This is a genomic window from Marinobacter sp., assembly GCF_014859525.1.
In the GTDB taxonomy this organism is placed as follows: Bacteria; Pseudomonadota; Gammaproteobacteria; order Pseudomonadales; family Oleiphilaceae; genus Marinobacter.
In genome coordinates this window covers 22,822-35,699 of sequence record NZ_JACUUB010000027.1, presented here as the reverse complement: position 1 = coordinate 35,699, position 12,878 = coordinate 22,822, and the positions used below count along the sequence as shown (strand labels likewise).

Sequence of the window (12,878 nt, the reverse complement as noted above, 5' to 3'; positions counted from 1 at the left end):
GTCCTTTTCACGAAGCTTAGCCGTTCCCTGGCTCGCCGTCATCCCCGATCAATAGCCGGTTATTGCGCATGAAGTGTCGTTAACGGGGCACCGTTGGTAACGCGGGCACTGTGATTACTTTTCCGGCAGTGTGACGTTCAGTTCCAGTACCGAACAGCTGTCGTTGCGGTCGACCTCAAACTGCACCATGTCGTCGCTGATCTGCACGTACTTGCGTATCACGGCCAGCAATTCCTCCTGCAACTGGGGCAGGTAGTCAGGCTGGTCGCGCTGGCCCCGTTCGTGGGCAACAATGATTTGCAGGCGTTCTTTAGCGACGCTGGCGGTATTGGTCTTCTTGCTCTTGAAATAGTCGAGAAAATTCATTCTTTAGCTCCCCTTGAACATCCGTGAGAAGAAGCCTTTCTTCTGGGCGGTCATAAATCGATGCTCACGATCTTCACCCAGCAGTCGCGCTACGGCGTCTTCATAGGCCTGGCCGGCATCGCTCTGGTCTTCCAGAATGACCGGCAGACCCTGGTTGGAGGCGTTCAGCACCACCTGGCTCTCCGGAATAACGCCCAGCAAGGGAATCGCCAGAATTTCCTCAACGTCACTGACCGACAGCATCTCGCCACGTTCGACCCGGTCCGGATTGTAGCGGGTCAGCAGCAGGTGTTCCTTGACCGGGTCCTGGCCCATTTCCGCACGCCGGGACTTGCTTTGCAGAATGCCCAGAATGCGGTCGGAATCCCGCACAGAAGACACCTCCGGGTTGGTCACTACAATGGCTTCGTCAGCATAGTAAAGTGCCATTAGCGCGCCGTGTTCAATGCCCGCCGGGGAGTCGCAGACGATGTAATCGAAGGTTTCGGACAGCTCGTTAATGACCTTCTCGACACCTTCTTTCGTCAGCGCTTCTTTTTCCCGGGTCTGGGAGGCCGGCAATATAAACAGGGTTTCAACCCGTTTGTCTTTGATCAGTGCTTGATTGAGGCTGGCCTCGCCCTGAATCACGTTGACGAAGTCATACACTACTCTGCGCTCGCAATTCATGATGAGGTCAAGGTTTCGCAGGCCCACATCGAAGTCGATCACGACCGTTTTGTGGCCTCGCTTGGCAAGGCCGGTACTGATTGAGGCGCTGGTGGTGGTTTTACCAACGCCGCCTTTTCCTGAGGTAACGACAATGATTCTAGCCAAGGTTCAATTCCTGTTTCGCGGTGAATTCGTCATGTTTGCTAACGTTATTATTGGCTGTCACAACATCAGGCCTTGTCCAGTGGCGTTACCACCAGCAGGTCGTCCCTGAGCTGGATTTGAACAGCACTCTTCCAGCCATTCTCCTGAAGATCTTCGGAGATTTTATAGTGTCCGGCGATGGACACAAGCTCTGCTTCGAGAGACTGACAGAATACCCGGGCGTTCTCGGCACCGTGGATGCCGGCCAGGGCCCGGCCCCGAAGCGGGCCGTAAACATGAATGTTGCCGGCCGCGAGTACCTCGGCACCGGCCTGAACCGGCGCCAGAATGATCAGATCACCCTCCGGCGCATAGACTTGCTGGCCTGACCGCACGGTTTGATTGATAACTTTGGCCGGTACCGGCTCGTTCGCCACGACTGCCGGTTCTGCCGGCGCTGCGGCCTGTTCTTCGGGTTGGCTATCGGCTGCGACGGTGGCTTTGGGCTGGTCACGCAGACTGCCGCCGGGTAACAGCGCCAGCGCTGCCCCGCGAGCCAGGCGGCGCTGGTCGTCGTTGGCAGCGCGAACGCCGATCACGTGAATGCTGTGGCGGCGACAGCTGCCGATGATCTTGAAAAAATCCAGCTCGCTGTCCAGTCCTTCATACTTTTCCAGGCTGATAATCAGCGGAATGTCTTTGAAGAAACCCGGTGCCTGGCTGATTTTGTCGCGCAGATTGGTCTCAAATTCTTCGTCGTCGAAGTAGTAAAGCTCAAGCGCGGTCAGTGACACACTGGCGCTTTTCAGCTGGAAACTCTGCTTGAGCCCGGAGGAGGCGATATCACTCATGAATCAGTGTCTTCCCTGGTGCATTACTCGGCGGGTTCGGTGCGAGCCCGCAGAGGCTGGTTGTCAAAACGGATGCCCGACCAGCCGGTGCTGATAAACTGTCGGATATTGCCGTGGCTATCGCCAGCGGGGTCGCCCAGTACCTGCTGGTAATGCTGGGCAAACAGGTTCAGGGTGTCGGCTTCGTTCAAATTGCAATGCTGGCCAAGGGCAAAGACCCGGCAGGAACCTGCATTCTCGCCAGCGTTGCTGCGCAGCGGGCCGTTCTGGAAACCGGCTGGTTGGTATTCAAAGTGCTTGTCGATCAGTGCCAGCGTGTCATCAAAATTGGCATGGCCTGCGCTCACAGACGCCAGATGGATGCGAACCGCTTCGTTGATGGTCATTATTTGTGGTCCTGCCTGGGGCCGGTCTGGTATAGGTCTTTCCATTGTTGATAGGGCATGCCGTAGATTTCTTCCCGGGCATCGGGATCGGACACCTCAAACCCGCGTTGCTCTGCCTCGGCACGGTACCACTTGGAGAGGCAGTTCCGGCAGAACCCGGCCAGGTTCATCAGGTCAATATTTTGGACGTCGGTGTTCTGGCGCAGGTGCTCGACCAGGCGCCTGAACGCGGCGGCTTCGATTTCGGTGCGGTCAGACTCGGGGATTGGATTGGTCATGGTGCCTCGCAATTGGTTACCGGGTTTAATAAGGGAACCCCTGACATTCTCTGCATGTTAGCTTAAGATACAAGGCTGTATAAATGTACAGATTGTTAACCTGAGCCCGCTGACCATGCCCCAGCGCAAGATCATCCATGTGGATTGTGACTGTTTTTACGCCGCCGTCGAGATGCGTGACGACCCATCGTTGCAGGATGTGCCGCTGGCGGTGGGCGGCGACGGTGGTCGTGGCGTGGTGACCACCTGTAATTACCGGGCAAGGGCCTTTGGTGTGCGCTCGGCGATGCCGGGGGGTGAAGCGCGCCGGCTTTGCCCGGGGCTGGTCACCGTGCCGCCGGATATGGCCCGGTATCGGGCCGCCTCGCAGCAGGTGATGGCCATTCTCAGAGAGTTGACCGATCTGGTAGAGCCGCTGTCATTGGATGAAGCCTTTCTGGACGTGACCGAGGTGACGGATCATAAGGGCAGCGCCACCCTTATGGCCAGGTATTTGCGGGAACGGGTCAAGCGGGAAGTGGGTATTACGATTTCTGCCGGTGTTGCGCCCAATAAATTCCTGGCCAAGATTGCCAGCGACTGGCGCAAACCCGATGGCCTGTTTGTCATCACGCCGGAGGAGGTGCCCGCGTTTGTAGAGGCCTTGCCGGTTGAGAAGCTGTTCGGCGTTGGGCAGGTGACCGCCGGCAAGCTCCACGCTATGGGGGTGCAAACCTGCAGCGATATGCAGGCGCTCGGAGCCGATGCATTGATCGAGAAATTCGGCAAGCAGGGCTACCGGCTTTTTGAAATGGCGAACGGGCGGGATGAGCGGCCCGTTGAGGTGTCGCGTGTTGCCAAATCGGTGAGTGTCGAGCGCACCTTTTCCCAGGATTTACCGGATAAACCCGCCTGCGAAACTGTGATGCCGGCTTTGGTGGCGGACTTAAACCTTCGGTTGGCGCGTAAGGGCCGACAAAAACCGATTCACAAGCTGTTCGTCAAGATTCGCTACAGTGACTTCTCAACCCATACGCTTGAGCGGGTGCGTGAATCGATAGCGGAGCCGACCGTGGTTGACTATCAGCCATTATTGGACGAATTGGTTACCCAGATTGAGCGCCCTGTGCGCTTACTTGGCGTGGGTGTGCGTTTTCGCGATGATGACGCCCCGACCACTCAATTAAGACTGTTCGATTGAGTTCACAGGGACAGCATCATGCCCTCAAAGATCCACACGGATAGCCACCCGATAGAGCCGCCAATGACTGCACCGGCGGCGACATCGCTCGGATAGTGCAGGCCCAGCACAACCCGGGAGGCGGCGACCGAGAGTGTGAACGGAAGAACGTACCAGGCGGTTACCGGCAGTGCCCAAAACAGCATGGCCTGGAAGCAGGCGGCGTGCAGTGTGTGGCCGGACGGAAAGCTGTAACGGTCGAGCGGCGGCGTGCCACAGTTTATCGCTGGGAACGAAATAAACGGGCGTTCTCGAATCAACCAGCGCTTGAGGCACTTGTAACTGAGGGTGCAGGTCAATCCGGTAAAGGCCATCAGGATGGCAAGTGCGGGCCCGTGATCCGGTGCCAGTAGAGGAAGGCTCAGAATCAGTGCGTACCAGAACCAGCCGTCGCCCAGTCGGCTGACCACTCTGAAGTAACCCAGTACCGGGCGAAAGCGCACTGTCTGGTTGATGGCCTGACACAGCGCATACTCACGCTGATCCGCAAGGTCAAAGAAGCGAGATGCTTTGCTTGTTGATGCCATGGTAGCGTGCCTTTGAGGGTTGATTGAGTACCAACTGTTCAAACTGTTCAATCTGACTGCTCCAGCTAAGATCCAGAGCATCCAGGCGGGCCTGGGCTCGAACACGACTGAGCAGGGTGGGTTGGTCGGCGAGCCTCAGGGCCTGATTGATAAAGGCATCGTCGTCTTCCAGGTGGACTTTCAGACCGTTTTCTCCGTGGCGAATGTGCTCGGCGGCGGCCGCGTCGTCGAAGGCAACCAGACCAAGGCCGCTGGCCATGGCCTCTAGTACCACGTTGCCGAACGTATCGGTTTTACTGGGGAACAAAAACAGATCGCCCGAGGCATAGTGTCGGGCCAGATCCTCACCGCGCTGGGTGCCGCAGAACAGGTAATCTGGGTGCCGCTCGGCCAACTGCGGGCCCAGGGGGCCATCACCCACAAGAACGAAACGGGCATTAGGGTGCATGCCCCGGACCCGCTCGAAACAAGCGACCGCCATGCGTAGATTTTTCTCGGCGGCAAGGCGACCCACGTACAGCACTGCCAGGTCGTTATCGTTCAGCCCCCAGCGTTTGCGCAGGTCTGAATCCCGTTTGTGGGGCGAGAACCGGTGACAGTCGACGCCTCGGCTCCACAGGCCTGTGGGCGTGATTCCCATGCTGTGGGTGACTTGCTGCATCTTTCGGGTTGGCACCAGAGTGATGGCGGTGCGATTGTGGAACCATCGGCCGTAAGCGCAGAGCAGGCGCTCCAGACTGCCGGCACCGTAATAGCGCGAGTAACTGTGAAAGTTGGTATGAAAACCAGAGCATGCCGGAATGCCAAGCTTGCGGGCGGCCGATACCGCCGCGATCCCCAATGGCCCCTGGGTGGCCACGTAAATGGCGTCGGGTTTGCCCTTTTTCCAGAGCTTTGTCAGGGTGGCAGGCCGTGACACTCCGAACTGCAAATCGCTGTAGCCCGGCAATGGCAGTCCGGTGACCACCAGTTCGCGGGAGAACAGACCATCACCGGTGCTTTCAAAAAGCCCTTTCTGTTCGTGGGCCTGGCGCGGCCGAACCACGGTCACCTTGTGCCCACGCTCAATCAGGCCCTGGCAAAGGTGTCTCAAGGTGTTGGCCACACCGTTGATTTCCGGCGGAAACGTCTCCGAAACAATGGTAATGTGTTGCGGGCGCCGGTCTGGCAACTGGGGGTTCATCACGCTGGGACCTGCAGGTTCGTTTGTCATGTTTCTACTATGAAAAACCGGCGTGACAGAAATGCGACAGCTGCGTGACATTCCCTTTACGTCTTCTATCCGCACAAGGAGATCTGATGCAAACGCGAAAACTTGGATCGACAGACATCGATGTCAGCTTGATCTGCCTGGGCACCATGACCTGGGGCGAGCAGAACACCGAGCAGGAAGCGTTTGAGCAACTCGATTACGCCACTGGGGCGGGCATCAATTTTATCGATGCCGCTGAAATGTATCCGGTGCCACCCAGAGCAGAAACCCAGGGCAGCACGGAACAGTACCTGGGCAACTGGCTGGCCCGCCGGGGCCGCCGGGATGATTTAGTGATCGCCACTAAAGTGGCTGGGCCGGGTAACGGGCTAAGTTATCTGCGCGGTGGCCCCAGGCTCACCCGTGAACATATCCGGGAAGCCTGCGAAAGCAGTCTGAAGCGCCTGCAGACAGACTATATCGACCTGTATCAGGTGCATTGGCCGGATCGCAGTGCCAACTTCTTTGGAAAGCTGGGCTATGAGCGCAATCCGGATGAAGCCATGACGCCGATCGAAGAAACGTTGGGGGCATTGGATGAACTGGTTAAAGAAGGCAAGGTACGTCAGATTGGGCTATCTAACGAAACCCCCTGGGGGACGATGGAATATCTGCGCCTGGCACGCGAAAACGGCTGGCCCCGGGCGGTTTCCATCCAGAATCCATACAATCTGCTGAACCGGTCTTTTGAGCATGGTCTGGCGGAGTTCGCCCACCGAGAGAACACGGGGCTACTGGCCTACTCGCCGCTGGCGTTTGGCATGCTCACAGGAAAGTATCTGGGTGGCAAGTGGCCCGAGAATGCGCGTCTGACACGGTTCGAGCGGTTTAGCCGATACACCGGTGAGCGAGCAGCAGACGCCACCCGGGCCTATGTCGAGCTGGCCCATCATCACGGCCTGAGTGCCGCACAGCTGGCGCTGGCCTGGGTAAACAGCCGAGACTTTGTAACCAGCAATATTGTTGGCGCAACCAATCTTGAGCAGCTGAAAGAAAACATCGGTTCGGTTGAGGTCAGTCTCAGCCCAGACCTGGTATCTGCTATCGAGGCAATCCATGCGGAGTTTACCTATCCGTGCCCCTAGCGCTTGCAAACGGATGCGCTAATGGGTGTGATCGTCCTGCGCTGGCTGATTGCAGGCAGGGCGGTTACATAACGCAATGTATGTGATCATAAGTTGACAAAAAGGTAGCTGCTCCACGTCGGTTAACTGGCGCATTTGTGTGCAAAGTCACACCAATTTCGGGAGCAATGATTAGACTTTGGGACTGCGGTGTTCACGAAACAAAAATACTGTCCAGGTCTCTGATGCCATCATGATTATTCGTCTCTTTGTCGCTCTTCTGGCTTTGAATTTTGTCGCATTCGTTGTGCGGGCAGAGGCTGCCGAGCCGATCCTGTCAGAGCGTATGATGGCCGAGCGTAATGACATGGTGACGGTTGAGGAGATTTATGCGCTGCAGGAATGGATGTCCGGGGATTTTAAGGAAGGTCACGTTGATGCGGTTGCTGCTATCGGGTCGCGTTTACTGAGCCTGAGCCTCAGTGGTGGCCGGGCTTCCGGAAAAAACTACGCTTCTGAACGGGCCCAGGCGGATCATGGCATCGCTCTGCTCAACGAAGGCGCCTGTCTTAATCTGCGCTGGATGTTCTGAACACGTCCACCGGCCTTTCGGCGTTCGCCGGCACGGGCTTACTCTTCTTCTGATCTACCCATCAAACTTATGACCTGACGCATTGTCAGTTCCAGCGGGTCGTGTGATCATCAAACCTGCTGAGATTCTCAAACAATGGGGAGTGGTTCATGGCCGGGCAGAACGGAATCTATTACGACGACGCAAACGCATGTGTGGATCAGGTAATCGAACGAGTAGGCAAGCAAATCACCCTGGGCTTGCCACTTGGCCTCGGAAAGCCGGTTCGTTTTGTAAACGCCTTGTACCAGCGCGCCAAAGACGATCCGGAGATCAAGCTGCATATCGTCACAGCCTTGTCGCTGCTGGCACCCGAAGGAGCTTCATCGCTTGAAAAGCGCTTTCTGGGACCGTTTACCAACCGCCTGTATGGCAATATTCCTGAGCTGGCATACGCCCGTGACGTCAGTCGCAATCGGCTGCCGGCCAATGTGTCGGTTTCGGAGTTTTTTTTCAAAGCTGGAACCTACCTGAACAATCGTGATCAGCAGCGTCACTACGTTTGCACCAACTACACCCATGCGGTGCGGGATCTGATGGCGCAGGGTGTCAACGTGGTCGGCCAGTTAATGTCGCCGGGCGCACTGCACGGCCAACCGGACCACCTCAGCTTAAGCTGTAACCCGGACTTGACGCTGGATATCCTGCCGCTGTTGCGGGAGCGAGAAGCGGCGGGCACACCGGTAGCGCTGGTTGCCGAGCTGAACCAGAACCTGCCATGGTTTGGTCATCATGCGGCCATCGAAGCCAGCCAGTTTGACGTCATTCTGTCGCACCCGTCCTCTGATTATCCGTTGTTTTCGGCACCTCAGATGGCGGTTAGTCCGGCCGATCATATGATCGGGTTTTATGCCAGTAGTCTGCTGAAAGACGGTGGCACCTTGCAGGTGGGTATCGGCTCTCTGGGTGCTGCGCTGGTGCACAGCACCATCGTCAGGCACAAGCATAATGAGGCCTGGAAGGCGATTTATGATCATCTGAAGGTTCAAGAACAGTTCCCGGTTGCAGCGGAGTACGGCGGTACAGAGCCTTTTGACAAAGGCCTTTATGGCTGCAGCGAAATGATGGTAGATGGCTTCTTCTATTTATTACAAGAAGGCATCCTGACCCGTGAGGTCTACGATAACCCCGCGCTTCAAACTTTGATCAATCAGGGCGATATCACGGAGACGCCAAGTCTTGAGACTCTGGACGTGCTGCACAAAGCGGACCTGATCGATTCGCCGTTGCGCGCGCGGGACGTTAACTGGCTGGTTCGGTATGGCATTCTCAGGGACAGTGTGGAGTTCAAGGGTGGGCGTTTGCGCCTGAGTGATGACAAGTCTGTCGAGGCCGATCTGGCTAATGCCGACACCCGCGAGGCTCTGGAGGTTATGGGTTTGGGTCGCAAGCTGGCCGGAGGCATCGCCATGCACGGCGGTTTTTACGTTGGCCCGGAAAAGTTCTATCAGGCATTGAGGTCGTTGCCGGACGACCAGCGTGACAAGATCTGCATGACCAGCGTTAACTTTATTAACCACCTTTACGACCACCGTTTTGGTGACCAGAAGCTCAAATCTGCCCAGCGTGTTCATAGTCGTTTTATTAATTCTGCGATGATGTACACCCTGAACGGCGCGGCAGTGTCTGATGGTCTGGCCGATACCCGGGTGGTCAGCGGTGTGGGTGGGCAGTACAACTTCGTCGCTATGGCTCATGAGTTGCCGGGCGCCCGCTCCATTCTGGCCCTGCGGGCAACACGGATGTCTGGCGGTAAACCGGTCTCCAACATCGTATTCAACTACGCTCATTGCACCATTCCAAGGCACCTGAGAGACATCGTGATCACCGAATACGGTATCGCAGACCTTCGGGGCCAGCCGGATGAAGAGGTTTTTCTTCGGCTGATCCGAATTTCCGATTCCCGCTTCCAGGAAGGGCTATTGGCGCAGGCGAAGAAGGCTGGAAAAGTAAGTCCTGATTTTAAGCTGCCGGCACACTGGCGGGAGAATAGGCCAGGCAAGGTTGCGCAAGCTCTGAAAGCGGGTGGTGAAGGCGATTGGTTCCCGGCCTTCCCGTTTGGCCGGGATTTTACCGACGAGGAGCTGACGTTAGGGAAAGCCCTTAAAGGGCTCAAGGCCGCAACTGCTACCCCCCGTGGTAAACTGGCCACCCTTTGGCAGGCCGTAAGAGCTGATGATGAGGCGGGTCATTATGACGCGCTCATTGATCGCATGGGGCTGAAAAAGCCGTCCGGGCTCCGGGAAAAACTTGACCGGAAGCTGGTGATCCACGGCCTGCAACAACTTGAAACTCCGGAAGAAACAGGAAGCAAGAAACGCTGATGCAATCCGATAACCCTAACGCAAAACCTGAAGTCTTCACGATCCACTACGTCCTCAAGAACCGGATCGGAGAGCTGGTGGATACCTCGGAGGGCAGCGAGCCGCTGCATTTTCTGTACGGCACACCGGAGATCATCACCGGCATCCAGGAAGCGGTAAAAGACCGAAAAGTGGGTGACTGCCTGGAGGTCACCATACCCCCGGAAATGGCTTACGGTGACTATCGGGAAGAGTTGGTTCGCACAGTGCCCCGCTCGCTGTTCGAGAATATTGATAATCTTCAGGTTGGCATGAAGTTCCAGACCAACTCCGGCGATCAGGCCCAGGTGGTGCAGGTGGTCGGCATTGATGGCAATCTGGTGAAAGTGGATGCCAACCACCCGCTGGCGGGCTTTACCCTGTATTTTGACCTGGAAATTGTTGGTCGCCGGGAGGCCACTGAAGATGAGATAGCCCAAGGGCATCCCTTATATTAGGTGTGTCAGGGTCGGCCGCCTCATATTTGCCAGCTTTAGAGCGCTCGTGATGCGTTGGTTTCGAAAACGTATCTGTGTCACAACCTGTAACCCTATGACAGTTCCATGTATATTTCTGAATAGCATGTATAATTGCTGTAACGGAACGTTGCCTGTATGGTCGGGCAGACAGTCCCAAAAACCGGAATATAAAAAACAGAGATGGATGGCGTGGAACAGACAAACGAGAGTTGGCGAATCCTGATCGTTGAAGACGACGAGCGGCTTGCGGATCTTACCCGTGAGTATCTTGAAAACAACGGACTGACGGTCTTCCTGGAACACCACGGTGGTGCTGCAGTAGAACGCATTCGTAATGAGCAGCCAGATCTTGTTGTTCTGGATCTCATGCTGCCGGGTGAAGACGGTCTTTCGATCTGCCGGCGGGTTAGGCCTGTTTATTCTGGCCCCATCATTATGCTCACCGCCCGCACCGACGACCTGGATCAGGTGCTCGGTCTTGAGATGGGCGCGGATGATTACATCAGCAAGCCGGTCCAGCCTCGGGTGTTACTGGCCCGGATACGCGCCATGCTCAGGCGCATGGACACTGTGCCTGTTGGCAAGTCGAACGATTCAGGTGAAGAGCCGATTCGGCTGGCCTTTAACGATTTGATTGTTGATCGCTCCATGCGTGAAGCCTGGCTCAACGAAGACAGTATCGACCTGACCAGTGCAGAATTTGATCTGCTCTGGTTGCTGGCCAGCAATGCAGGCCGTGTGCTTAGTCGGGAGGAAATTTTCACGGCTTTGCGTGGCATTGAATATGATGGTCAGGATCGCTCTATTGATGTACGGGTATCCCGAATCAGACCTAAAATCGGTGATGACCCAATACATCCTCGTCGGATCAAAACGGTTCGCAGTAAAGGCTATTTGTTTGTCAAAGAAGCCTGACCGATTTTCCACCGCCTGCTCCGCAAAGGGGCAGGCTGTGTTACCGGGGTAGGCCGCATGTCCCTGAAGTTTTTCCTGTCAATTTATGCCCGCCTGGTCGGCGTGACTGCGCTGGTTGTTCTGATTTGTACGCTCTTGTTTACCGGAATCAACTCCGTTCGGCATCAGTTTTGGCATGAACGCTTTGCCGAGCCACTGATGAGATGGCTGGCCGCGACTCCGGTACCTGTCCGCCAGTATCACTGGATGCCTTCCATGTTTGGCTTGCGATCTGGTGACCCGAGCCAGTTCGATCTGACAACGATAACGACAGAGCGGTTGGGGTATGGTCAGATTGTTGCTCAGCGAACGGACGTTGGTTATCGCTATCTTGTTCGGTCCTTTGATGGCGAGGTGATCAGCCTTCGCCTGAAGCAAACGTATCAGGAAATGGCTCAGGCCGTGGCTTTGGTCATTCGCTGGCATCTGGAAACAACCGCGCCGGATCAGCGGGCTGAGGTGATTGATCAGCTGGCAGAAGCGCTGCTGGTCAGTATTAAACCTGTACAGAACCTGGAGAGGTTGCCGGATCAGACGGTTCTTGAGGGCGTTGCTGACAGCGGGTTGGCGGTTTTCAATGAGCAAGGTGAACATCGCGCTCACGTTTTACTCAGGCTGTCTGAGGGCGATCTGATTGTTGTTCAAATGCCGCCGCCCTTTAACCCCTGGGCCTGGCCCGTGATCGCTTTGCTGATGGTTGTGATTGGCTCGGTACTGGCCGTCGCGCTTTTTCTGGCGATCCGCTTGGTGGAGGGGCACTTGCGTAAAGTGGAATCGGTAGCGGTGCGTATCGGGCGTGGGGAGATGGGCGCCAGAGTCGAGTCTGAAGACGGGACTCTGGTATCGCGCCTGGCAGACTCTTTTAACAGCATGGCCGAGCATATTCAGCGACTGGTTAACGTGCAGCGCGAAATGATTCACGCGGTATCGCATGAGCTGCGTACTCCCGTTGCCCGGATTCGTTTTGGTGTTCAGATGATCGAGTCCGGAAATGGTCCGGAGGTACTCGCAAAACAGCTCGAAGGCATCGACGGTGATATTCAGGAGCTGGATGAACTGATTGATGAAATCCTCACTTACGCCCGGCTAGAGCAGGGCGGGCCGGTATTCAGTCTCAGGGAAGGTTCGGTCACGGACATCGTTCGGCAGGTGGTGTCAGAGCAGCAGGTTATCCGGACCGGCATCCAGATTGATTGTCGTATTGATGACGCATCGGAGCGCTGGGCATTGTCAGACATGGAACCCCGGTATATTCATCGGGCCATCCAGAACCTTGTCGGTAATGCCGCCCGTTATGCCGAAGGGCGCGTTGTTGTGAACTGCCATTTGGATGAAGACAACTGCCGGATAGATGTTGAAGACGATGGTCCAGGTATCCCGGAGCAGGACTGGGAAAAGGTGTTTACCGCTTTTGCCCGGCTGGATGATAGTCGGACCAGAACCTCCGGCGGGTACGGGCTGGGGCTATCGATTGTTCGGCGGATTCTGTACTGGCATGGCGGGCAGGCCTTTGTTGGGCGCAGCGACGAGTTGGGGGGCGCTCGGTTCAGCTTGGTCTGGCCCAGGCGAAAGCCCGCAGATTCGTTTTTGTGAGCCAGTGCTCATGTCCTCACCAGATGTAACAAAGCTCTACAGAATATCTACTGAAGTGAGTCGGCGATTTGTAGAGAATCAACCATGTAAGGGATGACTTTTGAGGTTGTAGTTCATACGAACTTTCCTTGTTTCATTCGT

General features: G+C 56.2%; 14 protein-coding genes. 7 read left to right on the top strand and 7 right to left on the bottom strand.

Annotation, left to right across the window (positions count from 1 at the left end):
* Positions 1–114 precede the first annotated feature (114 nt).
* The 5 genes from minE to IBX51_RS07800 all read right to left on the bottom strand — a co-directional run bounded on the left by minE (position 115) and on the right by IBX51_RS07800 (position 2,676).
* On the bottom strand, positions 115–366 hold the full coding sequence (gene minE / locus IBX51_RS07820; RefSeq protein ID WP_291830458.1) for a cell division topological specificity factor MinE: 252 nt from the start codon (positions 364–366) through the stop codon (positions 115–117).
* Positions 367–369: 3 nt separating this feature from the next.
* Positions 370–1,182 (bottom strand): septum site-determining protein MinD, encoded by an 813-nt coding sequence (minD, locus tag IBX51_RS07815; protein WP_291830456.1) that lies wholly within the window; start codon positions 1,180–1,182, stop codon positions 370–372.
* Positions 1,183–1,247: 65 nt separating this feature from the next.
* Positions 1,248–2,012 carry a septum site-determining protein MinC gene (minC, locus tag IBX51_RS07810; RefSeq protein WP_291830454.1) on the bottom strand — a complete coding sequence of 255 codons (765 nt, stop codon included), beginning with the start codon at positions 2,010–2,012 and terminating at the stop codon, positions 1,248–1,250.
* A gap of 23 nt (positions 2,013–2,035) precedes the next feature.
* Positions 2,036–2,398 carry a HopJ type III effector protein gene (locus tag IBX51_RS07805; protein WP_291830452.1) on the bottom strand — a complete coding sequence of 121 codons (363 nt, stop codon included), beginning with the start codon at positions 2,396–2,398 and terminating at the stop codon, positions 2,036–2,038.
* The gene (locus IBX51_RS07800) at positions 2,398–2,676 is read right to left on the bottom strand and encodes a DUF1244 domain-containing protein (protein WP_291830450.1); all 279 of its coding nucleotides are present in this window, start codon (positions 2,674–2,676) and stop codon (positions 2,398–2,400) included. Before IBX51_RS07800 ends, IBX51_RS07805 begins: the two co-directional genes overlap by 1 nt.
* 115 nt (positions 2,677–2,791) lie before the next feature.
* Here IBX51_RS07800 and dinB point away from each other — a divergent pair, with 115 nt between their 5' ends.
* Complete coding sequence (gene dinB, locus IBX51_RS07795; protein WP_291830449.1) at positions 2,792–3,856, top strand: DNA polymerase IV; 1,065 nt, start codon at positions 2,792–2,794, stop codon at positions 3,854–3,856.
* 2 nt (positions 3,857–3,858) lie between these two features.
* Here the strand turns inward: dinB and IBX51_RS07790 are convergent, their stop codons facing one another.
* Entirely contained in the window at positions 3,859–4,422 is a 564-nt protein-coding gene (locus tag IBX51_RS07790; RefSeq protein WP_291830447.1) for a phosphatase PAP2 family protein, read from the bottom strand.
* Positions 4,388–5,635 (bottom strand): glycosyltransferase family 1 protein, encoded by a 1,248-nt coding sequence (locus IBX51_RS07785; RefSeq protein ID WP_291830446.1) that lies wholly within the window; start codon positions 5,633–5,635, stop codon positions 4,388–4,390. The genes IBX51_RS07790 and IBX51_RS07785 overlap by 35 nt, the downstream gene beginning before the upstream one ends.
* Before the next feature lie 86 nt (positions 5,636–5,721).
* Between IBX51_RS07785 and IBX51_RS07780 the strand changes: the two genes are divergently transcribed.
* From IBX51_RS07780 to IBX51_RS07755, 6 genes are all read left to right on the top strand, one after another.
* The gene (locus tag IBX51_RS07780) at positions 5,722–6,759 is read left to right on the top strand and encodes an NADP(H)-dependent aldo-keto reductase (RefSeq protein ID WP_291830445.1); all 1,038 of its coding nucleotides are present in this window, start codon (positions 5,722–5,724) and stop codon (positions 6,757–6,759) included.
* A gap of 232 nt (positions 6,760–6,991) precedes the next feature.
* A complete protein-coding gene (locus tag IBX51_RS07775; protein WP_291830444.1) occupies positions 6,992–7,330 on the top strand; it encodes a hypothetical protein in 339 nt (112 codons plus the stop codon).
* Positions 7,331–7,479: 149 nt separating this feature from the next.
* Positions 7,480–9,693, top strand: coding sequence for an acetyl-CoA hydrolase/transferase C-terminal domain-containing protein (locus tag IBX51_RS07770; protein WP_291830442.1), 2,214 nt, complete (start codon positions 7,480–7,482; stop codon positions 9,691–9,693).
* A complete protein-coding gene (locus tag IBX51_RS07765) occupies positions 9,693–10,169 on the top strand; it encodes a peptidylprolyl isomerase (RefSeq protein WP_291830440.1) in 477 nt (158 codons plus the stop codon). Before IBX51_RS07770 ends, IBX51_RS07765 begins: the two co-directional genes overlap by 1 nt.
* A 201-nt stretch (positions 10,170–10,370) precedes the next feature.
* Positions 10,371–11,105 (top strand): response regulator, encoded by a 735-nt coding sequence (locus tag IBX51_RS07760; RefSeq protein ID WP_291830439.1) that lies wholly within the window; start codon positions 10,371–10,373, stop codon positions 11,103–11,105.
* A 57-nt stretch (positions 11,106–11,162) separates the two neighbouring features.
* Complete coding sequence (locus tag IBX51_RS07755) at positions 11,163–12,737, top strand: ATP-binding protein (RefSeq protein ID WP_291830435.1); 1,575 nt, start codon at positions 11,163–11,165, stop codon at positions 12,735–12,737.
* Positions 12,738–12,878 lie beyond the last annotated feature (141 nt).

Coding starts and splice junctions, on each gene's coding strand:
- minE (WP_291830458.1), bottom strand. CDS start 366: ATGAATTTTCTCGACTATTTCAAGAGCAAGAAGACCAATACCGCCAGC.
- minC (WP_291830454.1), bottom strand. CDS start 2,012: ATGAGTGATATCGCCTCCTCCGGGCTCAAGCAGAGTTTCCAGCTGAAA.
- IBX51_RS07805 (WP_291830452.1), bottom strand. CDS start 2,398: ATGACCATCAACGAAGCGGTTCGCATCCATCTGGCGTCTGTGAGCGCA.
- IBX51_RS07800 (WP_291830450.1), bottom strand. CDS start 2,676: ATGACCAATCCAATCCCCGAGTCTGACCGCACCGAAATCGAAGCCGCC.
- dinB (WP_291830449.1), top strand. CDS start 2,792: ATGCCCCAGCGCAAGATCATCCATGTGGATTGTGACTGTTTTTACGCC.
- IBX51_RS07790 (WP_291830447.1), bottom strand. CDS start 4,422: ATGGCATCAACAAGCAAAGCATCTCGCTTCTTTGACCTTGCGGATCAG.
- IBX51_RS07785 (WP_291830446.1), bottom strand. CDS start 5,635: ATGACAAACGAACCTGCAGGTCCCAGCGTGATGAACCCCCAGTTGCCA.
- IBX51_RS07780 (WP_291830445.1), top strand. CDS start 5,722: ATGCAAACGCGAAAACTTGGATCGACAGACATCGATGTCAGCTTGATC.
- IBX51_RS07775 (WP_291830444.1), top strand. CDS start 6,992: ATGATTATTCGTCTCTTTGTCGCTCTTCTGGCTTTGAATTTTGTCGCA.
- IBX51_RS07770 (WP_291830442.1), top strand. CDS start 7,480: ATGGCCGGGCAGAACGGAATCTATTACGACGACGCAAACGCATGTGTG.
- IBX51_RS07765 (WP_291830440.1), top strand. CDS start 9,693: ATGCAATCCGATAACCCTAACGCAAAACCTGAAGTCTTCACGATCCAC.
- IBX51_RS07760 (WP_291830439.1), top strand. CDS start 10,371: ATGGATGGCGTGGAACAGACAAACGAGAGTTGGCGAATCCTGATCGTT.
- IBX51_RS07755 (WP_291830435.1), top strand. CDS start 11,163: ATGTCCCTGAAGTTTTTCCTGTCAATTTATGCCCGCCTGGTCGGCGTG.